The 25,489-nt window shown below is 70.8% G+C and carries 26 protein-coding genes and 1 riboswitch; of the genes, 16 read left to right on the top strand and 10 right to left on the bottom strand.

What is annotated here, in order from left to right; all coding sequences use genetic code 11:
• Positions 1 to 5: 5 nt before the first annotated feature.
• Entirely contained in the window at positions 6 to 170 is a 165-nt protein-coding gene (locus BMY07_RS34425) for a hypothetical protein (protein ID WP_170224448.1), read from the bottom strand.
• Between the two features lie 127 nt (positions 171 to 297).
• On the opposite strand from BMY07_RS34425, the gene BMY07_RS20270 reads away from it, so the two are divergent.
• The gene (locus tag BMY07_RS20270) at positions 298 to 1,122 is read left to right on the top strand and encodes a crotonase/enoyl-CoA hydratase family protein (RefSeq protein WP_092780714.1); all 825 of its coding nucleotides are present in this window, start codon (positions 298 to 300) and stop codon (positions 1,120 to 1,122) included.
• 64 nt (positions 1,123 to 1,186) lie between these two features.
• Positions 1,187 to 2,884 carry an AMP-binding protein gene (locus tag BMY07_RS20265; RefSeq protein ID WP_218150696.1) on the top strand — a complete coding sequence of 566 codons (1,698 nt, stop codon included), beginning with the start codon at positions 1,187 to 1,189 and terminating at the stop codon, positions 2,882 to 2,884.
• Here the strand turns inward: BMY07_RS20265 and BMY07_RS20260 are convergent.
• Positions 2,873 to 3,550: an SAM-dependent methyltransferase gene (locus BMY07_RS20260; RefSeq protein ID WP_092780709.1), complete on the bottom strand. Its 678-nt coding sequence runs from the start codon at positions 3,548 to 3,550 to the stop codon at positions 2,873 to 2,875. The genes BMY07_RS20265 and BMY07_RS20260 overlap by 12 nt on opposite strands.
• A gap of 36 nt (positions 3,551 to 3,586) precedes the next feature.
• Entirely contained in the window at positions 3,587 to 4,963 is a 1,377-nt protein-coding gene (locus BMY07_RS20255; RefSeq protein WP_092780706.1) for an FAD-binding oxidoreductase, read from the bottom strand.
• A 480-nt stretch (positions 4,964 to 5,443) separates the two neighbouring features.
• On the opposite strand from BMY07_RS20255, the gene BMY07_RS20245 reads away from it, so the two are divergent.
• The 7 genes from BMY07_RS20245 (at position 5,444) to BMY07_RS20215 (ending at position 9,598) form a co-directional block, all read left to right on the top strand.
• A complete protein-coding gene (locus BMY07_RS20245) occupies positions 5,444 to 5,662 on the top strand; it encodes a hypothetical protein (protein WP_092780700.1) in 219 nt (72 codons plus the stop codon).
• Positions 5,663 to 5,737: 75 nt separating this feature from the next.
• Positions 5,738 to 6,394 carry a cardiolipin synthase ClsA gene (gene clsA, locus BMY07_RS20240; protein ID WP_092780697.1) on the top strand — a complete coding sequence of 219 codons (657 nt, stop codon included), beginning with the start codon at positions 5,738 to 5,740 and terminating at the stop codon, positions 6,392 to 6,394.
• Between the two features lie 42 nt (positions 6,395 to 6,436).
• Positions 6,437 to 6,817: a glycine cleavage system protein GcvH gene (gene gcvH / locus BMY07_RS20235; protein ID WP_092780694.1), complete on the top strand. Its 381-nt coding sequence runs from the start codon at positions 6,437 to 6,439 to the stop codon at positions 6,815 to 6,817.
• 144 nt (positions 6,818 to 6,961) lie between these two features.
• Complete coding sequence (gene garA, locus BMY07_RS20230) at positions 6,962 to 7,417, top strand: glycogen accumulation regulator GarA (protein ID WP_092780691.1); 456 nt, start codon at positions 6,962 to 6,964, stop codon at positions 7,415 to 7,417.
• Positions 7,418 to 7,423: 6 nt separating this feature from the next.
• Positions 7,424 to 8,131, top strand: coding sequence for a transcriptional regulator FtsR (ftsR, locus tag BMY07_RS20225; protein WP_092780688.1), 708 nt, complete (start codon positions 7,424 to 7,426; stop codon positions 8,129 to 8,131).
• Positions 8,132 to 8,293: 162 nt separating this feature from the next.
• A complete protein-coding gene (locus BMY07_RS20220) occupies positions 8,294 to 8,767 on the top strand; it encodes a bifunctional nuclease family protein (RefSeq protein ID WP_054046144.1) in 474 nt (157 codons plus the stop codon).
• A 270-nt stretch (positions 8,768 to 9,037) separates the two neighbouring features.
• On the top strand, positions 9,038 to 9,598 hold the full coding sequence (locus tag BMY07_RS20215; RefSeq protein ID WP_092780686.1) for a MerR family transcriptional regulator: 561 nt from the start codon (positions 9,038 to 9,040) through the stop codon (positions 9,596 to 9,598).
• A 12-nt stretch (positions 9,599 to 9,610) separates the two neighbouring features.
• Here BMY07_RS20215 and BMY07_RS20210 read toward each other — a convergent pair whose 3' ends face one another.
• Positions 9,611 to 10,390, bottom strand: a complete 780-nt coding sequence (locus BMY07_RS20210; protein WP_218150695.1) for a GNAT family N-acetyltransferase — start codon at positions 10,388 to 10,390, stop codon at positions 9,611 to 9,613.
• Between the two features lie 78 nt (positions 10,391 to 10,468).
• A riboswitch (glycine riboswitch) is annotated at positions 10,469 to 10,571 on the top strand.
• Positions 10,572 to 10,756: 185 nt separating this feature from the next.
• Between BMY07_RS20210 and gcvP the strand changes: the two genes are divergently transcribed.
• From gcvP to BMY07_RS20175, 7 genes are all read left to right on the top strand, one after another.
• On the top strand, positions 10,757 to 13,630 hold the full coding sequence (gene gcvP, locus BMY07_RS20205; protein ID WP_092780681.1) for an aminomethyl-transferring glycine dehydrogenase: 2,874 nt from the start codon (positions 10,757 to 10,759) through the stop codon (positions 13,628 to 13,630).
• A gap of 129 nt (positions 13,631 to 13,759) precedes the next feature.
• Positions 13,760 to 14,587, top strand: a complete 828-nt coding sequence (locus BMY07_RS20200) for an aldo/keto reductase (protein WP_092780678.1) — start codon at positions 13,760 to 13,762, stop codon at positions 14,585 to 14,587.
• 153 nt (positions 14,588 to 14,740) lie between these two features.
• Complete coding sequence (locus BMY07_RS20195) at positions 14,741 to 16,468, top strand: vWA domain-containing protein (protein ID WP_177215662.1); 1,728 nt, start codon at positions 14,741 to 14,743, stop codon at positions 16,466 to 16,468.
• Between the two features lie 53 nt (positions 16,469 to 16,521).
• Complete coding sequence (locus BMY07_RS20190; RefSeq protein ID WP_092780672.1) at positions 16,522 to 17,037, top strand: SecDF P1 head subdomain-containing protein; 516 nt, start codon at positions 16,522 to 16,524, stop codon at positions 17,035 to 17,037.
• Positions 17,034 to 17,477 (top strand): ribonuclease HI, encoded by a 444-nt coding sequence (gene rnhA, locus BMY07_RS20185; protein WP_092780669.1) that lies wholly within the window; start codon positions 17,034 to 17,036, stop codon positions 17,475 to 17,477. The genes BMY07_RS20190 and rnhA overlap by 4 nt, the downstream gene beginning before the upstream one ends.
• A 13-nt stretch (positions 17,478 to 17,490) precedes the next feature.
• Positions 17,491 to 18,024, top strand: a complete 534-nt coding sequence (locus tag BMY07_RS20180; protein ID WP_092781153.1) for a sugar O-acetyltransferase — start codon at positions 17,491 to 17,493, stop codon at positions 18,022 to 18,024.
• Positions 18,025 to 18,604: 580 nt separating this feature from the next.
• Complete coding sequence (locus BMY07_RS20175) at positions 18,605 to 19,357, top strand: transposase family protein (protein ID WP_177215661.1); 753 nt, start codon at positions 18,605 to 18,607, stop codon at positions 19,355 to 19,357.
• 90 nt (positions 19,358 to 19,447) lie between these two features.
• Here the strand turns inward: BMY07_RS20175 and BMY07_RS20170 are convergent, their stop codons facing one another.
• From BMY07_RS20170 to BMY07_RS20145, 6 genes are all read right to left on the bottom strand, one after another.
• Positions 19,448 to 20,353, bottom strand: coding sequence for a 3-methyladenine DNA glycosylase (locus tag BMY07_RS20170; protein ID WP_092780662.1), 906 nt, complete (start codon positions 20,351 to 20,353; stop codon positions 19,448 to 19,450).
• Positions 20,340 to 21,389 carry a hemolysin family protein gene (locus tag BMY07_RS20165; RefSeq protein ID WP_092780659.1) on the bottom strand — a complete coding sequence of 350 codons (1,050 nt, stop codon included), beginning with the start codon at positions 21,387 to 21,389 and terminating at the stop codon, positions 20,340 to 20,342. The genes BMY07_RS20170 and BMY07_RS20165 overlap by 14 nt, the downstream gene beginning before the upstream one ends.
• Entirely contained in the window at positions 21,386 to 22,708 is a 1,323-nt protein-coding gene (locus BMY07_RS20160) for a hemolysin family protein (protein WP_092780656.1), read from the bottom strand. The genes BMY07_RS20165 and BMY07_RS20160 overlap by 4 nt, the downstream gene beginning before the upstream one ends.
• Before the next feature lie 194 nt (positions 22,709 to 22,902).
• Positions 22,903 to 23,475, bottom strand: coding sequence for a TIGR03086 family metal-binding protein (locus tag BMY07_RS20155; protein WP_092780654.1), 573 nt, complete (start codon positions 23,473 to 23,475; stop codon positions 22,903 to 22,905).
• A 10-nt stretch (positions 23,476 to 23,485) separates the two neighbouring features.
• Positions 23,486 to 24,688, bottom strand: a complete 1,203-nt coding sequence (locus BMY07_RS20150; RefSeq protein WP_092780652.1) for an MFS transporter — start codon at positions 24,686 to 24,688, stop codon at positions 23,486 to 23,488.
• A 26-nt stretch (positions 24,689 to 24,714) separates the two neighbouring features.
• Entirely contained in the window at positions 24,715 to 25,314 is a 600-nt protein-coding gene (locus tag BMY07_RS20145) for a TetR/AcrR family transcriptional regulator (RefSeq protein WP_092780650.1), read from the bottom strand.
• Positions 25,315 to 25,489 lie beyond the last annotated feature (175 nt).

Here is a 25,489-nt window from a genome sequence, read left to right as displayed (position 1 = left end):
GGTCCTCAGCTGGTGCGCGCCCGCCGCCTGCCGCCCTGGCTCGGCTTGGGGGCCGGGGTGTCCGCGGGCGGCGTGCTGACCTGTTGCGCCTCCGCGGCCGCCGCGCCCTCGGTCATCTCGCGCAACAGCTCGTCGAAGATCGGCGTCGACATCGCGCCCGTGTTCGCCATCCGCAGTCTCCCTCGCTACCTGGCTTGCCGAGGAACCTACCTCGCGCCCCGCCGTGCCCCGGTGATCACGACGCCACACGATCGGGGGAAGTGTCCGCGCCGGTTACCACTGAGTAAGGTCGCCGGTATGACGGAGGACCTGGTGTCGTTGACGGTCGCAGTGTCCGACCACGTGGCCGAGGTGACCCTGCTCGGGCCCGGTAAGGGCAACGTGATGGGGCCGGATTTCTGGCGCGAGCTGCCGGTCGTGTTCGGCGCGCTCGACGCCGACCCCGAGGTGCGCGCGGTCGTGCTGACCGGTAGTGGCGCCCACTTCTCCTACGGGCTCGACCTGCCCGCGATGATGCCGACGTGGGGCGAGGTGCTTGCCGAGGGCGCGCTGGCCGCCCCGCGCGCCCGCTTCCTCGACGAGGTCCGCGCGTTGCAGCACGCCGTGACGTCGGTGGCCGCGTGCCGCAAACCCGTGATCGCGGCCGTCAGCGGTTGGTGCATCGGGGGCGGGCTGGACGTCATCGCCGCCGCCGACGTCCGGGTCGCGAGCGCGGACGCCCGGTTCAGCTTGCGTGAAGTGAAGGTCGCGATCGTGGCCGACCTGGGCAGCCTGCAGCGACTCGCGGGCGTCATCGGTGAGGGTCATCTGCGGGAGTTGGCGCTAACCGGCAAGGACATCGACGCCGACCGCGCGCTGCGCATCGGGCTCGTCAATGATGTCTATCCCGACCAGGCTGCTGCTCTTACCGCCGCGCGGACCACGGCCGCTGAGATCGCCGCGAACCCGCCGCTGGCCGTGCAGGGCACCAAGGACGTGCTCGGACACGAGCGGGAGCACCGGGTCGCGGACGGCCTGCGCTACGTCGCGGCCTGGAACGCCGCGTTCCTGCCCAGCAAGGACCTCGGCGAGGCCGTCCAGGCGTTCCTCGGGCGCAGGCCGCCGGAGTTCACCGGCCAGTAGCGCTGCTGGCCAACCCGGCGTGCCTGGGGCAGGCTCGGGGTCCACCCACCAGAGGGGAGCCGCAGTGACCGCAGCCTTCCGCGCCGCCCGGGATTTCCTGCTCGACCACCGCGAGGACTACGCCGCCGCCCGCGCCGGGTTCGCCTGGCCCAGGCCCGCCGAGTTCAACTGGGCGCTGGACTGGTTCGACGTCATCGCCGCGGACGGGCCCACCGCCGACCGGCAGGCGCTGTGGATCGTCGAGGAGGACGGGTCCGAGCGGAAGTGGACCTTCGCGGAGCTGTCCCGGCGGTCCGACCAGCTCGCGTCCTGGCTGCGGGCGCGCGGCGTGGCCAGGGGCGACCGGCTCGTGCTCATGCTGGGCAACCAGGGCGAGCTGTGGGAGACGGTGCTGGCCGCGGTCAAGCTCGGCGCGGTGGTCATCCCGGCGTCCACCCTGCTCGGCCCGGCGGACCTGCGGGACCGGATCGACCGCGGCCAGGCCCGGCACGTCGTGGTCCGCTCCGGCGACACGGCGAAGTTCGACGACGTCCCCGGCGAGTACACCCGCATCGCGGTAGGGGAACCGGTCGACGGTTGGCTCCACTACGCGGACTCAGCCGACGCACCCACGGACTTCACGCCAGACAGTCCTACCAAGGCCGACGACACACTCCTGCTCTACTTCACCTCTGGCACTACCGCGCAACCGAAGCTGGTTGAGCACAGCCACGTCTCTTACCCCATCGGGCATCTGTCCACGATGTACTGGATCGGGTTAGAGCCAGGGGACGTGCACCTCAACATCTCCTCGCCCGGGTGGGCCAAGCACGCCTGGAGCAACGTCTTCGCGCCGTGGAACGCGGAAGCCACCGTGTTCATCTACAACTACACGCGGTTCGACGCCGCGGCGCTCATGGCCCAGATGGACCGCTGCGGGGTCACCAGCTTCTGCGCGCCGCCCACGGTGTGGCGGATGCTGATCCAGTCCGACCTCGGCCAGTTGACCACCCCGCCCGTCAAGGTCGTCGGCGCGGGCGAGCCGCTCAACCCCGAGGTGATCGAGCAGGTCTCCCGCGCGTGGGGCGTCACGATCCGCGACGGATTCGGCCAGACCGAGACCAGCGTGCAGGTCGCCAACACCCCGGGGCAGCCGGTCAAGCCGGGGTCGATGGGCAGGCCGCTGCCCGGTTTCACCATCGACCTCGTCGACCCGGCCACCGGGGAGCCCGGCGACGAGGGCGAGATCTGCGTGGCGCTCGCCGACCACCCGGTCGGCCTGATGACCGGGTACGCCGCCGCCGACGACCGCACGGCCGAGGCCATGCGCGACGGCCGCTACCACACCGGCGACGTCGGATCCCGGGACGCGGACGGCTACATCACCTACGTCGGCCGCGCGGACGACGTGTTCAAGGCGTCGGACTACCGGATCTCCCCGTTCGAGCTGGAGAGCGTCCTCATCGAGCACCCCGCGGTGGCCGAGGCCGCCGTCGTCCCGTCGCCGGACCCGATCCGCCTCGCGGTCCCGAAGGCCTACGTGGTGCTCGCCGCGGGCCACGAACCGGACGCCGACACCGCCCGGTCCATCCTGGCCTTCGCGCGCGAGCACCTCGCCCCGTACAAGCGGATCCGGCGGCTGGAGTTCACCGACCTGCCCAAGACGATCTCGGGGAAGATCCGCCGGGTCGAGCTGCGCGGCCGCGAGCGGGAGATCCGCGGCGGCGGCGCGAGCCCGTCCGGCGAGTTCACCGAGGACCAGTTCCCGGAACTACGCGCCTAGCCGCACCCGCAGCACGTTGTCGGTGCGGATGCCCTCGACCCCCTCCGGGCTGGTCGAGGGGCGCTCGACGATGTCCTCGAGCTCGACCACCCACCGGTCGTCGAGCTCAAGGCCTGCCAGCACCTGGCCGGTGGTGGGGAAGTCGTAGTCGTGGCGCGGCTCCGCCATCCAGGTCGGCCAGCCGAAGTGGCCGACGACCAGCAGCACACCGCCGGGTGCGACCGCGTCCGCCGCCTTGCGCAGTGCCCGCTGCCGCTCACCGGCCTGCTCGACGGGGGAGTGGAAGTACTGCGCGTTGACCAGGTCGAACCTGCCCGCGGGGAACGTCTCGCCCAGGTCGTGGCGCTCGAAGGTGATCGCCCCGCTCACCCCGCGCTCGGCGGCGAGCTTCTTGGCGCGCTCCAGCGCGGTCGTGGACACGTCCACACCGGTCACCCGCCAGCCCCGCTCGGCCAGCCACACCGCGTCCCCGCCCTCGGCGCAGCCCAGGTCGAGCACGGTGCCGGGCGGCAGGTCGGTCGCCTCGCGCACCAGCAGGTCGTTGGGCTTGCCCGACCAGATCTGGTCGCGCTCCGAGTAGAAGGTCTCCCAGAACTCGGCCGCGGGCGGGGTGTCGGTCGTCGCGGACGCGTGGGTGCCGTGGCCGTGGGCATGGGTCTCAGTCATGGGCCGATGATGCGTGCGGGCCGCGCGGGTGGCGAATTATGTTGCCGAACCAGCAACAAGCACGCCGGGGTTGAGCAGCCCATCCGGGTCCCAGGCGTGTTTGACGGCCCGGTAGAGCGCACGTTCGACGGGGGAGCGGGTCAGCTCCAGCCAGCGCGCCTTGGCCACCCCGACGCCGTGCTCGGCCGAGATGGTGCCGCCCTTGGCCGCCGCGGCGCGTAGGACCCGGTCGGTCAGCTCCAGCTCGGAGTCACCCGCGCCGACCACGTTCACGTGGAAGTTGCCCTCCGCTAGATGTCCGAAGAGGACAAGTGTGGCCGTTGGTGCTACCTCGGTGACGATCCAACGCACCTCACGCTCGAATTCGGCCGCCAGCGCGGGTGGCACTCCTACGTCCAACTTCAGCGGTGGTCCCAACGCGTTGATCGCCTCGGCGTGCGCCTCGCGATGCGTCCACAGCGTCCGCCGGGATGACTCGTCTACGGCAAGAGCCGAATCCCGCAGCCCTTGCAGCGTCTCGACAACCTCGCCAAGAGACTCCGTTGGGTCTACATCCGCTGTGCACTCCACGAGCAGGTACACCGGGTAGGACTCGGCGAACGGTGGCGCGACCTGGCGATGCGCGCATACGAGCCGCAAACCGTCGTCATAGAACACTTCGGCTGAGGTAAGAGAGGGGAGAACGCGAAGCGCCCCGATAGCGGCTACAGCGTCTTCTGTGCGATCAAAGGCCAAAGTCGCTGTAGCGCGTTCCCGGAACGCTGGGATCAGACGCAACCTGGCCGCTGTCACCACCGCGAGTGTTCCCTCGCTGCCAACGAGTGACCCCGCGAGGTCGTACCCGGTGCTGTCCTTCGGTAGCCCGACAACCCTGCCGACAACCTCGCCGTTCGCCAGCACGCCTTCGATATCGACCACCTGGTCGCGCATCGAACCCCACCGCAGGACACGCAATCCACCCGCGTTGGTGGCGACCAACCCGCCGACGGTAGCGCTGTCACGAGACGCGATGTCGATCGCGAAGTCCATACCGGCCTCAGCCGCATGCGCTGCCAGTGCCGCGAGTGTCACCCCCGCTCCAGCAGTCACCTGACGCGTGACCGGGTCTACCGGGCCCAGGTAGGTCAAACGGGTCAAGCTCAGTACAACCTCGCCCTGGTAAGGGATTCCGCCGCCGACCAGCCCGGTGTTGCCCCCCTGCGGTACGACTGCGACACCTAGCTCCTGACACACCCGCAGCACGCCCGCGACCTCATCGCGGTCCGCGGGTCGCACGACCAGCCTTGCTGAACCGGTGAAGCGCCCGGTCCAATCCGTCGCGAACCCGGCCACCACCTCGGGATCGGTCAGGACGTGCCGCGATCCGACCACCTCGCCGAGCCTGTCGGCCACCCCACCGCTCGCAGCGCACATGGTTGGAATCGTCCCGGATGGGAACCCACTTCACGTACCCGAGTGGAAGGAAGTCCCGAAATGGCGGCTCTGACCGACCGCGCCATCGCTCTCCTCCTCACACCGGAGGGGACCAGGCAGGTCGAGGCGGACCTCGTGCGCGGGAGGGCAGTGCGCGGGAGGGTGGTCAGTGGCAGGAAGAGGACACCCTGGTCGCGTTCCCCCGTTACCGGTGCCGGACGGACCTCTGTGGAGTTCGCCGCGGAGACCTCCCGCACGTCGCTCGTCACCCGCCGCGGCCTCGATGACCTGCTCGCCTTCCGCTCCGCGCTGATCAAGGCCTTCGTCCGGACCGCGAGCTGACGGCAGATACCGACCCGCGCGCAAGCCACTCGCTTAGCGCCGCCACGGGTTGGGAACGCATCGATTCAGTTCGATTCGGCGGCCAAGAGAGCTAACACACACTCTCCGGCTGCCGACGTCCGGAGCGGAGGTAAGCCGATGAGTACCGAAACGATCTTCCACCAGGCCGGATCCGGTTCCGAGCCGTCTTTGCCCACCGCGCCGTGCAGCGTCGTGTGGAGCCACGGGCACGCCTACGTGCTGGAGTACACCGGAGGTGCGGGCCGCTGGGTGGGGCTCGACGCCTTCGGTAGGCCCACCGCGCTCACCCCGGCCGCGCTTGAGCGGCAGGGCTGGACGCAGCACCGCGAGGCCTGACCGACCAGCACGGATACGACTAACTGGGGGACTGGGGGATAAGAGCCGCCGAGTGGCCTGCCCTACTCTTCCCGCATGGCTGACGTGCGGGAAGAGGGGGCGGGTCCGGTGGACGGCTCAGGCGATCCAGGCCATGTGGGCGTACCCGGTGAGCCGGTGATCTCGGACCGGGTCTGGACGATCCCGAACATCCTGAGCATGCTCCGGCTCGCCGGGGTGCCGCTGTTCCTGTACCTGCTGCTGGTGCCCAAGGCCGACGGCTGGGCGCTGGCCGTCCTGCTCTTCAGCGGTCTCAGTGACTGGCTCGACGGCAAGATCGCCCGCTGGCTCGACCAGACCAGCAAGCTCGGCGCCTTGCTCGACCCAGCGGCTGACCGGCTCTACACGATCGCCACCGTCGTCGCGTTCGTAGTGCGCGACATCGTGCCGTGGTGGGTCGCCGCCCTGCTGCTCGCCAGGGACGTCCTGGTCGCCGGGTGCATCCTCGTGCTGCGCCGCGCCGGTTTCGGCCCCCCAGAGGTCACCTACGTGGGCAAGGCGGCCACGTTCAACCTCATGTACGCCTTCCCGCTGCTGCTGCTCGCGCAAGGTGGGTCCACCTTCGCCTCCGTGGTCCGCCCGGTCGCCTACGCCTTCATCATCTGGGGCGGGGTCTTGTTCATCTGGTCCGGCTTGCTGTACCTGGTGCAGACACGGGCAGCGCTGCGGTTGGCGCCCACAGCCGCCGTTTAAGCTCTGCGCCACACCACATCCCGGTCCGAAAGAGGGCGGCGCGTGATCCCCGAAGAACTCCGCTACACCGACGAGCACGAGTGGGTGGCGACCAAGGCCGACGACCTCGTCCGGGTCGGCATCACCGAGTACGCCCAGCAGCAGCTCGGCGACGTCGTGTTCGTCCAGCTGCCCGAGCTCGGCGACCGGGTCGAGGCGGGCGCCTCGATCGGCGAGGTCGAGTCGACCAAGAGCGTCTCCGACCTCTACGCCCCGCTCACCGGCGAGGTCGTCGCGGTCAACGACGCCGCGGTCGAGCAGCCCGACCTGCTCAACGACGACCCGTACGGCGAGGGCTGGCTCTTCGAGATCAGGGTCGACGACCCCGACGCGCTCGAGGCGCTGCTCGACGCCGACGCCTACCAGGCCATCACCCAGGGCTGACCCCGCCGTGGGACGATCTTGGGGCGCTCGTCCGGCCGTGCTCGGCCCGCGCGAACCCCCCAGGGGGTACCACCGGTCCGGCGCCTGATCGCGCACGGTACGTTGGGAACTGTTCAGCGGAACTGACCAGCAGGAGGAGCTCAGGTGAGCACCAACGACGGGCCCGGCGTCCCGCCGGAGCAGTCTCCGGAACGGACTTCGGTCTTCCGGGCCGACTTCCTCACCGACCCCGAGGCCCAGCAGGCCGCCCCGGCGCCAGAGCCCGCTGTCGCGGGTGTCGACGCGCTGCCGGCGGGCTCCGCGCTCCTGGTGGTCAAGCGCGGCCCGAACGCGGGGTCGCGATTCCTGCTCGACCGCGACACCACCAGCGCGGGACGGCACCCCGACAGCGACATCTTCCTCGACGACGTCACCGTCTCGCGGCGGCACGCGGAGTTCCGCCGCGAGGGCGGCGAGTTCGTGGTGATCGACGTCGGCAGCCTCAACGGCACCTACGTCAACCGCGAGCCGGTCGACCAGGCCGTCCTCGCGGGCGGTGACGAGGTGCAGATCGGCAAGTTCCGCCTGGTGTTCCTCACCGGCCCCGGCGCGGGGGCCTAGGGGCGCGTGACGGCCGCCGGTCGGCAGGCGCGGGTCGGGTCGAGCATCGGCGCCGTGCTCGCGCAGCTTCGGCCCGAGTTCCCGGACGTCACCATCTCCAAGATCCGCTTCCTCGAGGCGGAGGGGCTGGTCAGCCCGGAGCGCACGCCGTCGGGCTACCGGCGGTTCACCGCGGCCGACGTGGCGCGGCTGCGCTTCGTGCTCGCCGCCCAGCGCGACCACTACCTCCCGCTGAAGGTCATCAAGGAGCAGCTCGACCGCCCGGGCGGGCCACCGGAGCAGGTGGCCCGCCCGGTGCGCGGTCTCGTCTCCGTCCCCGAACTGCCCGAGCCCCCCGCGCCCGCGGTCCCGTTGACCCGGGCCGAACTGCTCGACCGCGTCGGGATCCCCGAGCGCACGCTGGCGGAGCTGGAGCAGTTCGGACTGCTCGCCGCGGCGGCCGACGGCTCGTTCGACGCCGACGCGCACGCCGTGGCGGTCACCGCGTCCGCGTTGGCCGACTACGGCATCGAACCCCGGCACCTGCGCGCCTTCCGCGCCGCGGCCGACCGCGAGGTGTCGCTGTTGGAGCAAGTGCTCGCGCCCGTGTTCCGGCAACGCGACCCCGCGGCGCGGGTGCGCGCGGACGAGTCCGCCGACGACCTGGTGGCGTTGGCGATCACCCTGCACTCGCTGCTGGTGAGGACCGGTCTGCGCAGAGTGACCCAGAAGTAGCGCGCGGCGGTCGATGCCGCCGGTGGTGAACCGATCATCCTGGAATAGACGTGAGATAGGCGGGCGTGGGGACCAGATGGCGGGTAGCGTCGAAGTAGGCGATGAGCGATCCTCGAGGGATTGGGACGCCGATGCCCCAGCGAGCGGAGGGAGGCGAGCCCGATGAGCGAGATGCGCGTCGTGGGGGTGCGGGTGGAGTTGCCCGCCAACCAGCCGATCTTGTTGCTGCGTGAGACCGAGGGAGAGCGGTACCTGCCGATCTGGATCGGATCGGTGGAGGCCACCGCGATCGCCCTTGAGCAGCAGGGGGTGCGGCCCGCCCGGCCGCTGACCCACGACCTGCTCAAGGACGTGATCGGCGCGCTCGGCCGCGAACTGGAGCAGGTGCGGATCACCGACCTGCGCGAGGGCACCTTCTTCGCCGAACTGGTCTTCGACGGCGACGTCCGCGTCTCCGCCCGCCCGAGCGACTCGGTCGCCCTCGCCCTGCGGGTCGGCGTGCCGATCCACGCCGAGGACTCGGTGCTGCAGGAGGCCGGGCTGATCATCCCGGACGAGCAGGAGGACGAGGTCGAGAAGTTCCGCGAGTTCCTCGACTCCGTCTCCCCCGAGGACTTCCGCGGCGCGGATACGTAGGTCGCCGCATCACCCGGGTGGACGTACCGTGGTGACAGGTCCCCAGCGACTCGGTCCCCGACCCGCGCGTCGCGTTGACCTCCCCGCGCGCCCGTTTTACCGTCACAGACGAGCGAAACACGCTGAGGTCGCAGGCAGGGGTACCGCTGGCCGGTACCGCTACCACCCACCGCACGACCCCATGTGTGTGCCGCTCGGCCGACGGTTCCCCAGGGCGGAACGGGCGGTCTCGTTCGCCGGCCATCGGTGGCCGGACGAGGGGAGGCAGGCGTGTTCGAGGAAGGTCCCGCCGGGGCTGACTCCGGTGAGCAGGGCGAACTGTTCCCGGACGCCTCGCTGCCCGACGAGCTCGTCGGCTACCGGGGTCCGGCCGCGTGCCAGATCGCGGGGATCACCTACCGGCAGCTCGACTACTGGGCGCGCACCGGACTGGTCGTGCCCACCGTGCGCAGCGCGCACGGCTCCGGCTCGCAGCGGCTCTACTCGTTCAAGGACGTGCTCGTCCTGAAGGTGGTCAAGCGGCTGCTCGACACCGGGGTCTCGCTGCAGAACATCCGGGTCGCCGTCGACCACCTGCGCAGGCGCGGGGTCCGCGACCTGGCCAGGATCACCCTGTTCAGCGACGGCACGACCGTCTACGAGTGCACCTCCCCGGAGGAGGTCGTCGACCTGCTCCAGGGCGGCCAGGGCGTGTTCGGCATCGCGGTCAGCGGCGCCATCCGCGAGATCAGCGGCACCATCCACGAGTTCCCCGCCGAGCGCGCGGACGGCGTCGAGATCCCGGCCGACGACGAGCTCACCCAGCGCCGCAAGGCCCGCAACGCCGGGTGAGGCTCTAGCGCTCTACGGCAGCGTGTACGCGGTGGTGAGCGCGACGCAGGTGAAGCCGACCCGTTCCAGGATGGGCCTGCTGGTCGGTAGCGCGTCCACCTGCAGGTAACGCACCCCGCGCTGTTGAGCCCTACGGGCGCGGTGACTGACCAGCGCCCGGTAGATCCCACGTCCCCGCCAAGGTTCGCGCGTGCCGCCGCCCCAGAGGCCCGCGAAGTCGGCGCCCGCGTGATAGCTCGTCCGCGCCGCGCTGACCGCCTCGTCGCCCGCCACCGCCAGCACCACGTCCGCCGAGCGCTGCGCGACCTCGGCGCGCATCTGCGCCCCGAGCCTGCTGTGGTCCTCCCCGAAGGCCTCGTCGTGCACCCGGACCACGCGATCGATGTCCTCGTCCGAGGTCACGTCCAGCAGTTCCACGCCCGCGGGCGGTGCGAAGTCCGGCACGCTCGCGGTCTCGGCGACCATCACCGCCTCCACCGAGCCCGCCACCAGCCCGGCGCGGGTCAGCCGCTCGCCGAGGTCGGCGGGGGAGTCGTGGTGGTAGAGCTTCCACTCGCCGTGCCCCTCGACCGTCCGCAGCCACGCCACGGTGGCGGCGATGGTCTGGTCGGCGGTCGCCTGGTCGAGTGACGACCACACCACCCCGGACCAGCTGTCCCGGCCGACCCCGACGTGCCTGGTCAGCCGGTCATCGCGCTCGGCACGCGCCCGGATACCCGAGGGTGCCAGGTCGCGCCGCAGTTGGCGGTCGAGGACGGCCCGCACGGCCGCGATGTCCAGGTCGGAGCCCATGTGCGGCAGTCGACCGCGAACCGCACCCCGGCCGCAATCGAATTGCACCCCGGACGGGTTAGACTCGGGGAGCGTCGCTGAACCCGTGCGGGAGAGTCCGGCCGGTCCACCAGACCGGAACCGGCGCCGAAGGAGCAACTCCTCCCCGGAACCTCTCAGGCAAACGGACCGCGCGGGTGAGACGCCTCTGGAAAGCGGGCGACCCGGCACGACCGGGGAGCCCCGCCGAAGGTGCAAGTCGCGTGCCCGCTCCCGGGCCCGCGGTGAAGCTCTCAGGCGCCTTCGGGCACGGACAGAGGGGGAGGGCCACACGGGCGGACCGCCCGTGCCAGGCCCGACCCCTGCTGCACCGCCCCGAGGAGACCCATGACGACCGACCGGATCCCGCTCGCCGCGCTCGAGCACGGCACCCCGTTCGCCGACCGCCACGTCGGTCCCCGTCCCGCCGAGCTGGCCAGGATCCTCGACGTCGTCGGTGTGGGGTCGCTGGAGGAGCTGGCCCAGCACGCGGTGCCCGAGTCCATCCGCGAGGGCGACCTCGCCATCGACCTGCCCGCCCCGGCCACCGAGGTCGAGGCACTGGCCGAGCTGCGCGACCTCGCCGCCCAGAACGCCACGCTGACCCAGATGATCGGCCTGGGCTACTACGGCACGCACACCCCGCCGGTCATCCGGCGCAACGTGCTGGAGAGCCCCGCCTGGTACACCGCCTACACCCCGTACCAGCCGGAGATCAGCCAGGGCCGCCTCGAGGCGCTGCTCAACTTCCAGACCATGGTCGCCGACCTGGCCGGGCTGCCCACCGCCAACGCCTCCATGCTCGACGAGTCCACCGCCGCCGCCGAGGCGATGACCCTGCTGCGCCGCGCGGGCCGCTCCAAGTCCAACCGGTTCGTCGTCGACGCCGACACCTTCCCGCAGACCATCGCGGTCATCGAGACCCGCGCCGAGCCGCTGGGCATCGAGGTCGTCGTGCACGACCTGGCCGAGGGCCTGCCGGTCGAGGACTTCTTCGGCGTGCTGTTCTCCTACCCGGGTGCCTCCGGCGCGGTCCGCGACTTCGCCGAGCTGACCCGTGAGGCGCACGGCCGCGACGCCAAGGTGGCCTTCACCGCCGACCTGCTCGCGCTGACCCTGCTGCAGGCGCCCGGCGAGATCGGCGCCGACGTCGTCGTGGGCACCACCCAGCGCTTCGGCGTGCCGATGGGCTTCGGCGGCCCGCACGCCGGCTACATGGCCGTCGGCAAGGGCCTGGAGCGGCAGCTGCCCGGCCGCCTGGTCGGGGTCAGCACCGACGCCGACGGCAAGCCCGCCTACCGGCTGGCGCTGCAGACCCGCGAGCAGCACATCCGCCGCGAGAAGGCGACCTCCAACATCTGCACCGCCCAGGTGCTGCTCGCCGTGGTCGCCTCGATGTACGGGGTCTACCACGGCCCCGAGGGCCTGCGCGCCATCGCGACCCGCACCCACCGCATGGCCGCCGTCCTCGCCGAGGGCCTGCGCCGCGGCGGGGTCGAGGTGGCCGGGGCCGCGTTCTTCGACACCGTCACCGCCAAGGTGCCCGGTCGCGCCGCCGAGGTCGTTTCCGCTGCCCGCGGCCTAGGGGTCAACTTGCGCCTGGCCGACGCTGACACCGTGGGGATCGCGACCGACGAGACCACCACCCGCGCGCACGTCGACCTGGTGTGGAAGGCGTTCGGGGTCAGCGCCGACATCGACGCGCTCGACGCCGAGACCGGCGACGCGCTGCCCGCCGACCTGGTGCGCACCAGCGAGTTCATGACGCACCCGGTGTTCTCCACGCACCGCTCCGAGACCGCGCTGCTGCGCTACCTGCGCGCGCTCTCGGACAAGGACGTCGCGCTCGACCGCAGCATGATCCCGCTCGGCTCGTGCACGATGAAGCTCAACGCGACCGCGGAGATGGAGCCGATCACCTGGCCCGCCTTCGCCGACCTGCACCCGTTCGCGCCGGTCGAGGACGCCAAGGGCATCCTGACGATCATCTCGGACCTCGAGGACTGGCTGGCAAAGCTGACCGGCTACGACGCGGTCAGCCTCCAGCCGAACGCGGGCAGCCAGGGCGAGTTCGCCGGTCTGCTGGCGATCCGCGCCTACCACCGGTCCCAGGGCCACGGTGAGCGCGACGTCTGTCTTATCCCGTCCAGCGCGCATGGCACCAACGCCGCCAGCGCTGTCATGGCCGGTATGCGCGTCGTTGTCGTTGCCTGCGACGACTCGGGCAACATCGACATGGGTGACCTGCGCAAGAAGGTCGCCGAGCACAGCGCCGACCTCGCCGCCATCATGATCACCTACCCGTCCACGCACGGCGTGTACGAGGACACCGTGCGCGAGGTCTGCGGCCTGGTGCACGACGCGGGCGGCCAGGTCTACGTCGACGGCGCGAACCTCAACGCGCTCATCGGCCTCGCCCGCTACGGCAAGTTCGGCTCGGACGTCTCGCACCTCAACCTGCACAAGACGTTCTGCATCCCGCACGGCGGCGGCGGCCCCGGCGTCGGTCCGATCGGCGTGCGCTCGCACCTGGCGCCGTTCCTGCCCAACCACCCGCTGCAGCCCACCGCCGGTCCCGCGACCGGGGTCGGCCCGATCAGCGCCGCACCGTGGGGCAGCGCGTCGATCCTGCCGATCTCGTGGGCGTACGTGCGGATGATGGGCGCGGACGGCCTGCGCCGCGCGACGCTGACCGCGGTGGCCTCGGCCAACTACATCGCCCGCCGCCTCGACGAGCACTTCCCGGTCCTCTACACCGGCGCGGGCGGCTTCGTCGCCCACGAGTGCATCCTCGACCTGCGGCCGATGACCAAGGCCACCGGCATCACCGTCGACGACGTCGCCAAGCGGCTCGCCGACTACGGCCTGCACGCCCCGACCATGTCCTTCCCGGTCGCGGGCACGCTCATGGTCGAGCCGACCGAGAGCGAGGACCTCGCCGAGATCGACCGGTTCTGCGCCGCGATGATCGCCATCAAGCGCGAGGTCGACCGGGTCGCCGCCGGTGAGTGGCCGCTGGCGGACAACCCGCTCGCCAACGCCCCGCACACCGCGGCGTCGATCACCGGCGAGTGGGACCACCCGTACACGCGCGAAGAGGCCGTGTTCCCCGCGGGGCTCGGTGCGCCCAAGATCTGGCCGCCGGTGCGCCGCATCGATGGGGCCAAGGGCGACCGGAACCTGGTCTGCTCCTGCCCGCCGCTGGACGCTTACAGCAGCTGACAGGCTTTGTCGAGAGTGGCCCGCCGTGTGGTTGTCGGCGGGCCACTCCCGTTTCACCGGGGGAAGATAGTGCTGCCCCACGGTGTTGGGTGCCACTGAGGACTGTCCCCGAGAACGGTGAGGAACCCCATGCCGAACGTCCCTGGCGTCACGCTCAACGACGGCACCACCATCCCGCAGCTCGGCTTCGGGGTGTGGCAGGTGCCCGACGACGTCGTCGGCGCCGCGGTCAGCACGGCGCTGGAGGCCGGGTACCGCAGCATCGACACAGCGGCCGCGTACCGCAACGAGGTCGGCACCGGCAAGGCGATCGCTGCCTCCGGCCTGCCGCGCGACGAGGTCTACGTGACCACCAAGCTCTGGAATACCGACCACGGCTACGACTCGACCCTGCGCGCCTTCGACGCCAGCCTGGAGCGCCTCGGCCTCGACCAGGTCGACCTGTACCTGATCCACTGGCCGACGCCCTCGCGCGACGCCTACGTCGACACCTGGCGGGCCTTCGAGAAGATCCGCGCCGACGGCCGCGCCCGCTCCATCGGCGTGTCCAACTTCCACATCCCGCACCTGCGCAGGCTCTTCCAAGAGACCGACGTGGTGCCGGTGCTCAACCAGGTCGAGCTGCACCCGAACCTGCCGCAGGCCGAGCTGCGCGCCTTCCACGCCGAGCACGGCATCGCCACCGAGGCGTGGAGCCCGCTGGCCTCCGGCGCGCTGCTGTCCGACGCCGCGGTCGCCGGGCTGGCCGACAAGCACGGCAAGAGCGCCGCGCAGGTGCTGCTGCGGTGGCACGTGCAGCTGGGCAACGTGGTGATCCCCAAGTCTGTCACCCCCGAGCGGATCCGGGCGAACATCGAGGTCTTCGACTTCGAGCTCGACGGCGACGACCTCGCGGTGCTCGCCGGGCTCGACACCGGGCAGCGGGTCGGCCCGAACCCCGAGCAGTTCAACGGGTAACGGTGAATTTCCTCCCGCTTCACCTGGGTTGACGCATATCGAACCCCTAATAGAGTGCAGGGCGCCTGGCGCGGACACGGACCGGCACATCCGTCGCGCGGAAAGGACGCAATGTCACGGCATCGGGGGCAAGTGAGCGGCAGAAGAGTGAGCGTGGGGGTGATCGTCCTCGGCCTGGTCTCCCTGCTGGTACTGGGCTGGGCGGGCTGGGGGTGGGTCAGCGACCGGCTGGACCGGGCGGCCGCCACCGAGCAGGGCTGCCCGGCGGGCGCCGAGGTGCTCCGGGTGGCGGTCTCCCCGTCCGCCGAGCGGCCGGTGCGGGAGGCCGCCAACCGGTGGAACTCCGGCCCCACCGTGGTCGACGAGCACTGCGTGCGGGTCAACATCAGCTCCGCCGAGTCGGCCGCGGCCTACGCCGGGCTGACCGGCGAGTGGAACACCCGCGAGTTGGGCGACCGCCCGGACGCGTGGCTGCCCGAGTCGTCGCTGTGGACCGACCGGCTGGCCGCGACCGACGACGCGCTGCTGGCCGCCGCGCCGGAACCGGTGGCCAGCAGCCCGGTCGTGCTGGCCACCCCGGAACCGGCGGCCGAGGTGCTGACCAGGGCGGCCCGGTTCCGCTGGGCCGAACTGACCGCGCTGACCTCGGACACCAACGGCTGGACCAGGTTCGGGCACGCGGACTGGGGTCGGCTGACGGTCGCGCTGCCCGCGCCGCTGACCAACCCGGCGAGCGCGCTTGCCGTGCAGAGCGCTCTGGTCGGGGTAGCGCAAGAGAGCCCGGTGACTCAGAACGCGCTGGCGCGGCAACCGGTCTCGTCAGCGCTATCCGCTCTGGCGCGCGCGCAACCCTCTGAGGTGCCGGACACGACACGCGCGGCGTTGGCCGTGTTGGGCGAGAGTCCGGACATGGCCGACGCCCCGTACGGCGCGGTGGCGACGCTTGAGGTGGACCTGTACCGCCGCAACCTGGGCGACGACGGCAGGCCCGCGGCCAAGCGCCCGTTGTGGGAGGTCGTCGCCGATGGTCCGACGCCGGTGGCGGACTTCCCGTTCGTGGCGCTGACCGGTCCCGACGTGGGTCCGGTGCGCACCGAGGCGGCCGACCGGTTCCGCGCGTTCCTGCAAGAACCAGCGCAGCAGCGCGAGTTCTCCCGCGCGGGCCTGCGCGGCAAGGACGCCCCGGACCGGCCGACCGCGGCGATGGGCATGACGTGGGCCGAGGTCGGGCCCGGGTTCGCCAGGTCGGACCCCAACACCACCCAGCGGATCGCCACCACGTGGGCCAACGCGGTGGAGGGCGGCGGCATCGTGACGATCATGGTGGACGTCTCGCGCACCATGGGCGGCGACGGCGGTGACGGGCGCAGCAGGCTCGACTGGGTCAAGGACGCGTTGAAGGGGTACACGGACTACACCGTGTCGGGTTCCCTTGGCCTGTGGCCGTTTTCGCGCTCCCTGGAGAAGGGGAAGCCTTACGCGGTAGCGGTACCGACAGGGCCTGTCACCAACCGGCGGGCGTCGCTACATGTGGCCATTGACGGTCTTACGCCTAACGGGGCCACGGACTTCTATGAGTCCGTCGTGGCTGGATACCGCTCTGCTGTTCAGGGTTACGTTCCCGGGCGCCGGAACCAGTTGGTGGTAGTCACCGATGGTGGCGCTGACGGTGCGATGTCGTTGTCCCAGGCCAAGGCCGCGCTCCGGCGCGTGTCGGAGAAGGACAAGCCGGTGCCGATCGACGTCATCGCCATCGGTCGCGATCCGGACCGTGCCGCGCTGCGCGACCTCGCCACGTCCACCGGTGGCACCCTGACCGTGCTGCCGGACGCCCGCGGCGTGGTGGGTGCCCTCGGGCAGGCCGTCACCGTCCGGGACTGACCCTGTGGACAAGTGGCGGCGCCGGATCGGGACCTGGCCCTAGGATCCAGTCCATGCGGAAACCGATCCTCGCCCTGCTCCTCGCCGCCGTGCTCCCGCTGGCGGCGTGCGGCTCCGACGCGACCCCGGCCGCCCCGCCCTCCACCGCTGCTTCCGCCGCCGGCGGTGGGCTCCTCGCGGCGCGCGTGCCGGTGGAGCTGCGGCCGGTGACCTCGGTCAAGCCGGGGCTGGAGGTGTCCGGGCCGGACGAGGTGATCGGGCCGGACGAGTCGGTCTACACGCTGGGCCCGTCGATCGGCGAGTTCACCGAGTTCAAGGCCGTCCGCGCGGAGCACGCCGACTACGGGTGGGTGATCACCGTCGAGCTGCCCCCGGCCACGTCGGCGGTGTTCGCGAAGTGGACCACCGAGCACGTCGACGAACAGCTGGCGGTCATGGTCGACGGCAAGCTGGTCTCGGCCCCCAAGATCGCCTCCCCGATCACCGGCGGCGCGCTGCAGATCTCCGGCAACTTCACCGAGGACTCCGCCAAGCAGCTGGTCGCCGACATCACCGGCGAGACCCCGTGATCGTCGAGATCTACACCGACGGCGCCTGCTCGCCCAACCCCGGCCCCGGCGGCTGGGGCGCCCTGCTGCGCTACGGCACCCACGAACGCGAACTCTCCGGCGGCTCGGCGGAGGAGACCACCAACAACCGCATGGAGCTGATGGCCCCCATCGCCGCCCTGGAGGCCCTCACCCGCCGCTCCACGGTGAAGCTCTACACCGACAGCACCTACGTCCGCAACGGCATCACCAAGTGGGTGACCCAATGGCGCGCCAACGGCTGGAAGACCGCCGCCCGCCAACCGGTCAAGAACGTCGACCTCTGGCAACGCCTGGAAGAAGCCGTGTCCCACCACGACGTGGAGTGGCACTGGGTCAAGGGCCACAACGGCCACCCCGAGAACGAACGCGCCGACCAGCTGGCGGTAGCGGGCATGCGCGCGGTGCTGACCAGTGGATGACCACCGCACCCGCATGCTCCACAACGAGTGGTACCTCGACTCGCCCGCCCTGGTGGAAGACCGCAAACACTGCTGGCGCCAACTGGACCGCTTCAACGCCACCGGCCCAGACGACGACGATGAACGCCGCGAGATCCTCTTAGGACTGTGCGCCGAACTCGGCCCCGGCGCGGTAGTGCTACCCCGCTTCCAGTGCAGCTACGGCAGCCTCATCCGCATCGGCCCAAGAACCTTCGTCAACACCGACACCCTCTTCATGGACGACGGCAGCATCACCCTCGGCGCGGACGTGCGAATCGGCCCCCGAGTGCAACTCCTGACCGCATCCCACCCAGTAGCCGACCACGAACGCCGCCGAGAAGGCTGGGAACAACCACTCCCCATCACCATCGGCGACAACACCTGGCTAGGCGCCGGAGCGATCGTCTGCCCAGGAGTCCAAGTCGGCAACAACACCGTAATCGCCGCCGGAAGCGTCGTCACCCAAACCCTCCCAAACCAAGTACTAGCCGCCGGCAACCCCGCCCGCATAGTCCGACAACTATGACCACCCACCGAGTCACCGCTACCCCACACCAAGACCACCCACCGTGGCCAATCACCCTGCCCTGACGAACGTTGGCCCCAACACGCCCCTCTCGGGCTTGGCCCCCACCCGGCCCTCACGATCGTTGGCCGACCACACAGCCCAAACAACGTTGGCCGAACCACGCTCCTCGGAGTCGCTGGTGCCAAGCCGGCTCGATGGGGCGGACTTGTTTTGTGTGGGGGAGCAGTGCCCGTAGCGTCGTTCGCGGACAGGGCCATGCTCTTCGGCCCCTGCTTTGCGGTCCTGCCACGGGTGCTGTCGGGGCCCCGCGCAAAACAAGTTCGCCCCATCGAGCAAAGCTCGAAACTCGCGCCCGGGCCAATGCCGCAGGCGAGGCGGTTCCGTCGACGCCGCAGGCGAGACCGAGAGCCACCTACCCCCAGCTCAAGATCAAACCGCCCAAAGCAGCCCCCGATATACAGAGGGTTATTCAGAGAATCGCCTGTCGAGCCCTATATGACCCCCGATCATAGGGCGGCGGCCCGTTTGAGAGAATTCGGTTACCACGCCAAAACTCTCACACAAACGGACCGCCGACATGTATCATACCACCGGCCTTCGCCGGGATCAGGTGACCGATCTCTGCGCGGCCATTCACCAGGGAACAGTCAATGCGGATCGGCGATGGCCGCCGAGTCTGGGGTTGTTCACCTCGGTGGTGGTGACGTTGACGTATCTGCGGCGGAACCGGGTCCAGGTGGAGTTGGCTGAGACGTTCGGGGTGTCGCAGTCGACGATCAGTCGGGCGATCACCGCGGTGACACCGGTGTTGGCCGGGTTGCTCTCCGAGTGCGTGCCCACCGCCGACGAACTGGACTCCCGGTCGAGCTACATCGTGGACGGTACGTTGTTGCCGTGCTGGTCCTGGGTGTCGCGGGAGAAGACCCTGTACTCGGGCAAACACCGCACGACCGGACTCAACGTCCAGGTCGCCTGCACACTCGACGGCCGGTTGGCATGGGTATCGGACCCGTTACCCGGCAATTGGCATGACACTCGTTGCCTGACCGAGTCGGGCGTCCTCGACAAAGACGTATCCCATTGGATGGGCGACAAGGCCTATGTCGGCATGGGGATCCTCACCCCGATCCGCGAACCCGCCCGCCGCGAGTTGACGAGATGGGAGCGCAACTTCAACTACGAACACAACGCGATCCGCGTCCGTGTCGAACACGCCATCGCCAACCTCACAACCTGGCGCATACTCCACACCGACTACCGGAGACCCTTCACCACCTTCGCCACAACCATCACCGCCGTACTCGGCCTACAGTTCTACCGTCAGGCCTGAATAACCCTCACAGCCTACCGAGCAGCACCGACAAACCGGTCAGAGCAAGCCAACCCCCTGTGGACAACCCACAAGATCAACCCCGAGCCATCACCCCGAAGTGCCATCACCCGAAGCGCCTCCACCGCCAACCGCACTCAACAACCCCCCGCACAATCCAATCAACCGAGCCCGCAACACCCCCGCCCGTTCGGCAAAAGCCGACTGCGCCCGCACATACTCCGCCCGCCCCCGCTCCGTCTCGATCCGCACCGGCTCATACCCCAGCGCGGACAAGTCATAAGGGCTAGCGCGCATATCCAGCGTCCGCACATCGACCGCCAACTCGAAGCAGTCCATCACCAGCGACGACGGCGTATGCGGGTCCAGCTTGTAAGCCCACTTGAACAGGTCCATGTTCGCGTGCAAGCACCCCGGCTGCTCCAGCGCCACCTGTCCCTCCCGGCTCGGCTCCAGTGTGTTCAAAGGCCGGGCTGGTGGGGTGAAGAAGCGGAAAGCGTCGAAGTGGCTGCACTTGATGGTCGAGGATTCCACCACCTCGTCGGTTCCCGAGGGTCCCAGGCGCAATGGCCAGGCGGCGTGGCGGATGTCGGGGGTTCGGTACACCATGGCCCACTCGTGCAGGCCGAAGCAGCCCAGGCGTGGTGGGCGGGATGCTGTGGCGGACAACAGGTCCAGGATGAACGAGGCGGTGGCCACGCGGCCGGGGGAGAGTGGGCCGAGGGTCACGCCGTCCGGTGTCGAGCGGTAGGCGGACCAGCGCAGGTACTCCTCGGCCGAAGCGCCTTCCAGCACGACTCCGGGGCCGGGGTGCCAGCGTTCGAGGTGGGCCGGGCGGTGCGAGTAGTAGGTGAACAGGAAGTCCAGGACCGGGTGCTTCTCCTTGCGCTGCCTGCGTTCCTGGTGCGGGTCGGTCCAGCGGCGGGCTCGGGCCACGTGGGCGTCGCGCAGGTCGTGCCAGGTCGGCTCGGGCAGCACGGTCTCAGGTGGTGTCACCGATGTGTGTCCCGTCGCGCACCGTGCCAACGTACTCCTCCACCAGGTCCTCCAGCGCCACCACGCCCAGCACCTCGCGGTCGGCCGACACGGCCTTGGCCAGGTGGCTCTGGGTGCGCCGCAGCGCGGCGAGCGCCTCGTCGAGCCGGGAGTCGGCTGGCAGTTCCGGCAGGCCGCGCACCCTGGACCAGGCCACCCTGGTCGCCGGGTCGGAGTCGACCTGGTCCAGGACGTCCTTGACGTGGACGTAGCCGTTGAGGGTGCCATCGGGCATGCGGACCGGGAAGCGGGAGAAGCCCGTCTCGGCGACCGCGTCGGCCACCGCGCCGACCGTGGGCGGGTGCGGCACCGTCTTGAGCTTCTCCAGCGGTACCAGCACCTCGGCGACCGTGCGCCCGGCCGAGGACAGCGTGTTGGTCAGCCGCCGGTGCTCGGAGTCGTCGAGCAGGCCCTCGCGGCGGGACTCGGCGATCAGGGTGGCCAGCTCGTCGGAGGTGTAGGAGTTCTCCAGCTCCTCGCGCGGCTCGACCCCGAACCGGCGCAGCACCGCGGTGGAGATCCGGGTGAACATGCCCAGCAGCGGCCGGACCAGCTTGCAGAACGCCAGGTGCACCGGAACCAGCGTGGTCGCGGCCCGCTCCGGCCCGGCGATGGCCAGGTTCTTGGGGACCATCTCGCCGAGCACCGTGTGCAGTGTGACCACGACGCCGAGCGCCAACGCGAACGCCACCCCGTGCACGACCGCCTCCGGCAGCCCGAGCGCGCCGAACGGGCCCTCCAGCAGGTGCGCGATGGCGGGTTCGGCGAGCGCGCCCAACCCCAGCGAGCACACCGTCACCCCCAGCTGCGCCCCCGCGATCAGCAACGGCAGCTGCCTGCCCGCCTCGACCGCCAGCGCCGCCCGCGTGTCGCCCTCCCTGGCCAGCGCCTCCAGCCGGTCCCGGCGCGCGGTGATGATCGCGAACTCGGCGCCGACGAAGAACGCGTTGCCCAGCAGCAGCAGCGCGGTGGCGCCCAGGGCCAGCACGTCGCTCACGTGCTCACCCCCGGCAGCCGCGCCACGCGCAGCTCGGCGACCCGGTGCCGGTCCATCCGCAGCACCGTGATCCGCCAGCCGTCGACCCGGATCTCGTCGTTGACCTCGGGGATGCGGCCCAGGTTCGCCAGTACCAGCCCGGCGACCGTCTCGTACTCGCCGTCGGGCATCCGGAACCCGGTCGCCTCCGCCAGCTCGTGGTCGCGCAGCAGCCCGGACACCAGCCAGCTGTCGCGGCCGAGCGGGCGCACCGGGTTCACCTCGCCCCGGTCGTGCTCGTCGCGCACGTCGCCGACGATCTCCTCGATCAGGTCCTCCAGGGTGACCAGCCCGGCCGTGCCGCCGTACTCGTCGACCACCAGCGCCACCTGCAACCCCGAGCCGCGCAGCCGGTCGAGCAGCACGTCGCCGCCGAGGGTCTCCGGCACGGTCGGCACCGGCCGCGCCAGCGTGGCGACCCTGGTGCCCGCGCGCTGCTCGCGCGGCACGCCGAACACCTGCTTGACGTGCACGACGCCGTGCACGTCGTCGAGGTCGCCGCCGTGCACCGGGAACCGGGAGAACCCGCTGCTGCGGGCCAGGTCGATCAGGTCGACCACGGTCGCGTCGGAGCGCAGGGCCTGCACCCGCACCCGCGGCGTCATCAGCTCGTCGGCGGTGCGGTCGCCGAAGCGCAGCGAGCGGCTCAGCAGCGTCGCGGTGCCGGTGTCGATCGCGCCAGCCGCCGCGCTGGAGCGGACCAGACCACCCAGCTCCTGCGGGGACCTGGCCGAGCGCAGCTCCTCCTGAGGCTCGACGCCCATGCCGCGCACGATCCAGTTGGCCGACCCGTTGAGCGCGTTGATCAGCCAGCGGAACACGGAGGCGAACACCGCCTGGGCGCCCGCGACCGCCCGCGCGGTGGGCAGCGGCCGGGCGATGGCCAGGTTCTTGGGCACCAGCTCGCCGAACACCATCGATAGCGACGTGGCAACCAGCAGCGCGATCACCAGCCCCACGGCGTCGACCGCGGTCTCGCCCATCCCGGTCAGCGCCAGCAGCGGCTCGACCAGCGCGGCCAGCGCCGGTTCGGCGATGTAGCCGGTGATCAGGGTGGTGATGGTGATGCCCAGCTGCGCGGCCGACAGCTGGAACGACAGCGACCGGTGCGCGCGCTTGATGGCCAGCGCGCGCCGGTCACCGACGTGCTCGGCGTGGTGGTCGACCTGGCTGCGCTCGAGCGTGGTCAGGGAGAACTCGGCCGCGACGAACAGCGCCGTGCCCGCGGTCAGCGCGCAGACCGCCAGCAGGCCGAGGGCGCTGAGCAGGAAACCGGTCACCGAGCACCCCGCTCGGGATCCGGGCCGATATGGCCGCCGGGACTCTCTCCCGGCCCGCTACTGCGGCCCGGCCTCTTCTTCTGCGCCTTGCGCACGGGAAGCCGCACTCCTCGGGTCTGTTCTGACGAACCGGCCCAGTGTAGAGCGATCCGACCCCCGAACGCGCGGGTGGAGTCGCGTGCGACACGCGGCGATCAGCCCGACGGGTGCCACCCGGGGTCCCGACCGAGCAGCGCGACCAGCCGGGTGGGCGGGTCCGCGGTGTCGGGGACCGGCACCGGCGCGCCGAAGATGCCCGCGTCGCGCCACTGGTCGACCTGGTCGGTGAACTCCGCGAGCAGCGCCGAGGCGAGGTCGTCGCCGATCAGCGCGACGTGCCCGGTGGCGGTCGCCAGGTCCCAGCCGTGCACGGCCAGGTCGAGGATCATCTGCCGGCGGTACTCCAGCGCGGGCGCGGGTCCGCTGCCCAGGTGGACTTCCCGGTCGTCCGGCACCCCGTCCCACGCCTGGCGGGAAGCGGCGGACGCCGCGGTCCACGCCGCGACCGGGTCCTCGCCGAGCAGGTCACCGTCGTAGCGGTCGCCGACCTGCTCGATGGTCTCGCCGGACACCAGGTGCGGCACCCAGAGCTGCTCGGACACCAGGTGGTTCACCAGGTCCTTGGTCGACCAGTCGGCGCAGGGGGTCGGCGCGGACCAGTCCTCGACCTGGTGGACGGCCCGGTCGAACACGTCCCTGGCCCGGTCATGTGCGACGTGCGGCTGCATGGGTCCCAGTTCAGCAAACTCCCGCCGGTCGCGCCCGACGCACCCCGGCGAGCACGCCCAGCGCGGCCGCGAGCAGTTGCAGGCCCGCCGTGACGGTGATCGCCGTCGCCGGACCGGCCGCGGGCACCAGCCACCCGCCCGCCGCGGCGCCGAGCGAGAAGGTGCCGATCTTGAGGCTGGCGCCCGTGGTGGACACCTGCGCCAGCAGCGCGCTCGGGGTGTGCCGCTGCCGGGTCGCCATGATCGCGGGCAGCGCCAGCCCTTCCGCCAGGCCTGCGGCGACGGCGAAGGCGAGCGTCCAGGTGACACTGTCCACGATCGGCCAGCACAACATCAGGGCGCCGAACGCGGCCGTGCTGACGACTACCGTCACCTGCGGATGTGGACCGGCGATGAACCTACCGAGAACAACCACGGCAACGAGACACCCGATCTCCATCGCGGTCCACACGTAACCTGCGGCCGCGCGGTCTTGGCCCAACTCCTGCATCCGCAGCGGTAGCGCTGTCGCGAGCACACCAACCGACCCGTAGCCAATGACGGTCGTGAGCGTCGCTCCGCGCAGCGCAGGGGTATGGACCAGGTGGGTCAGTCCCGCTCGGACTGTCCGCAGCAGTGAGGTGTGGTGGTCATCGGATACACCCGTCACCGGCGGTAGAAACAACGTGCACACAGAGCCAGACAGCGCCAACACCGCGATCAGCCACACCGCCGCCGCCGGATTCGCTACCGCCGCCACCGTCCCGGCCAGCGCCGGACCGGCGATCGCGCCGATGTTGAAGGTAGCCGCGTCCAGCGCGTTAGCCCTGGGCAACCGTTCCGCCGGGACCAACTTGGGGACCAGGCTGGAGTAACCGCCACTGGTCAACGGCAACGCCAGCCCGGTGAGCGCCGCGAGCACGAACGGCACCACGGGAACCCTGCCCACGGTGAGCACCAAACCCGCGCAGGTCAGCGCCAACAGAACGCCGCCCGCGCTCAGCACCGCCCGCCGGTAGGGGACACGGTCGAGCCAGGCGCCGAGGACGGGACCGGACACAATGGAGGGCAGGGTGTGCGCGGTCACCGTGGCCCCGGCCAACGCCGGGCTGCTGGTCCGGTCCAACACCAAGAGGACCACCGCGACCGCGACCATCTCGTCCGCGACCCTGGCCAACGACGCGGCGGCCACGTACGCGCGGAGTCGGGGCGTCGCCACGGTGTCCGTGGTCACGTGGGGGAGAGTCACCCTGGGATGGTCTAGGTGGCGCGCCGGTGCCGTCGAACGGTTTCCTCGACCAGGTCGAGCACCGGGTCCATGTCGTCGGCGGGCAGGCCCATGGCCAGGTGGGACACCAGGCCCTCCAGCACCAGTTCCAGGAACGCGGTCAGCACCTCGACGTCGATGTCGTCGCGCAGGTTGCCCGCCTCGCGCTGGCGCAGCAGGCGTTCCCGGGTCGCGACGGTCAGCTGCTCGGAGCGTTCCGCCCAGCGGGACCGGAACTCCGGGTCCGTGCGCAGCCGCCGCGACACCTCTAGCCTCGTGCCGAGCCAGTCGGCCGGGTTGAGCGCCTCGCCGTTGGCCGAGGGGGTGGACGAGAGCAGTTCGCGCATCACCTGCACCAGGCCCTGGGCGGCCACGACCTCGGTCATCCTGAGCACGTCGTCCTCGGCGAGGGCGAGGAAAAGGGACTCCTTGTCGCGGAAATGGTGGAAGATGGCTCCTCGGGACAGTCCGGTAGCCTCTTCCAACCTGCGGACGGTGGCCCCCTCGTACCCGTGGCGGGCGAAACACGAACGGGCCCCGTCGAGGATCTGGCGCCGTCGCGCGTCGAGATGGTCCTGGCTCACCCTGGGCACCCGACGATCGTGTCAGCCGGGGCCCGTCGAAGCAATCCGTACGTACGTTTTGGGTACGCGGCGCACATCACGCCCACCGGCGGTTACCCGATCGGCCCAGCGGGTTCGTGCGGCTGTCGGTGCCCGCGTGTAGCGTCGATTCCCGGCACAGCGGGAAGGAAAGGAGTGATCACCT

Source organism: Actinokineospora terrae (genome assembly GCF_900111175.1).
GTDB classification, from domain to species: Bacteria; Actinomycetota; Actinomycetes; order Mycobacteriales; family Pseudonocardiaceae; genus Actinokineospora; species Actinokineospora terrae.
The sequence above is the reverse complement of the archived record's forward strand: the minus strand, read 5'-3'. Positions and strand labels throughout refer to the sequence as shown.

Bases quoted from the DNA above. Each gene is read 5' to 3' on its own strand.
- gcvP (WP_092780681.1), top strand. From the start codon at position 10,757: ATGACGACCGACCGGATCCCGCTCGCCGCGCTCGAGCACGGCACCCCG.
- BMY07_RS20200 (WP_092780678.1), top strand. From the start codon at position 13,760: ATGCCGAACGTCCCTGGCGTCACGCTCAACGACGGCACCACCATCCCG.
- BMY07_RS20175 (WP_177215661.1), top strand. From the start codon at position 18,605: ATGTATCATACCACCGGCCTTCGCCGGGATCAGGTGACCGATCTCTGC.
- BMY07_RS20180 (WP_092781153.1), top strand. From the start codon at position 17,491: ATGCTCCACAACGAGTGGTACCTCGACTCGCCCGCCCTGGTGGAAGAC.
- BMY07_RS20190 (WP_092780672.1), top strand. From the start codon at position 16,522: ATGCGGAAACCGATCCTCGCCCTGCTCCTCGCCGCCGTGCTCCCGCTG.
- BMY07_RS20255 (WP_092780706.1), bottom strand. From the start codon at position 4,963: ATGTGCGCTGCGAGCGGTGGGGTGGCCGACAGGCTCGGCGAGGTGGTC.
- BMY07_RS20220 (WP_054046144.1), top strand. From the start codon at position 8,294: ATGAGCGAGATGCGCGTCGTGGGGGTGCGGGTGGAGTTGCCCGCCAAC.
- BMY07_RS20260 (WP_092780709.1), bottom strand. From the start codon at position 3,550: ATGACTGAGACCCATGCCCACGGCCACGGCACCCACGCGTCCGCGACG.
- BMY07_RS20245 (WP_092780700.1), top strand. From the start codon at position 5,444: ATGAGTACCGAAACGATCTTCCACCAGGCCGGATCCGGTTCCGAGCCG.
- BMY07_RS20210 (WP_218150695.1), bottom strand. From the start codon at position 10,390: ATGGGCTCCGACCTGGACATCGCGGCCGTGCGGGCCGTCCTCGACCGC.
- BMY07_RS20270 (WP_092780714.1), top strand. From the start codon at position 298: ATGACGGAGGACCTGGTGTCGTTGACGGTCGCAGTGTCCGACCACGTG.
- BMY07_RS20155 (WP_092780654.1), bottom strand. From the start codon at position 23,475: ATGCAGCCGCACGTCGCACATGACCGGGCCAGGGACGTGTTCGACCGG.
- clsA (WP_092780697.1), top strand. From the start codon at position 5,738: ATGGCTGACGTGCGGGAAGAGGGGGCGGGTCCGGTGGACGGCTCAGGC.
- BMY07_RS34425 (WP_170224448.1), bottom strand. From the start codon at position 170: ATGGCGAACACGGGCGCGATGTCGACGCCGATCTTCGACGAGCTGTTG.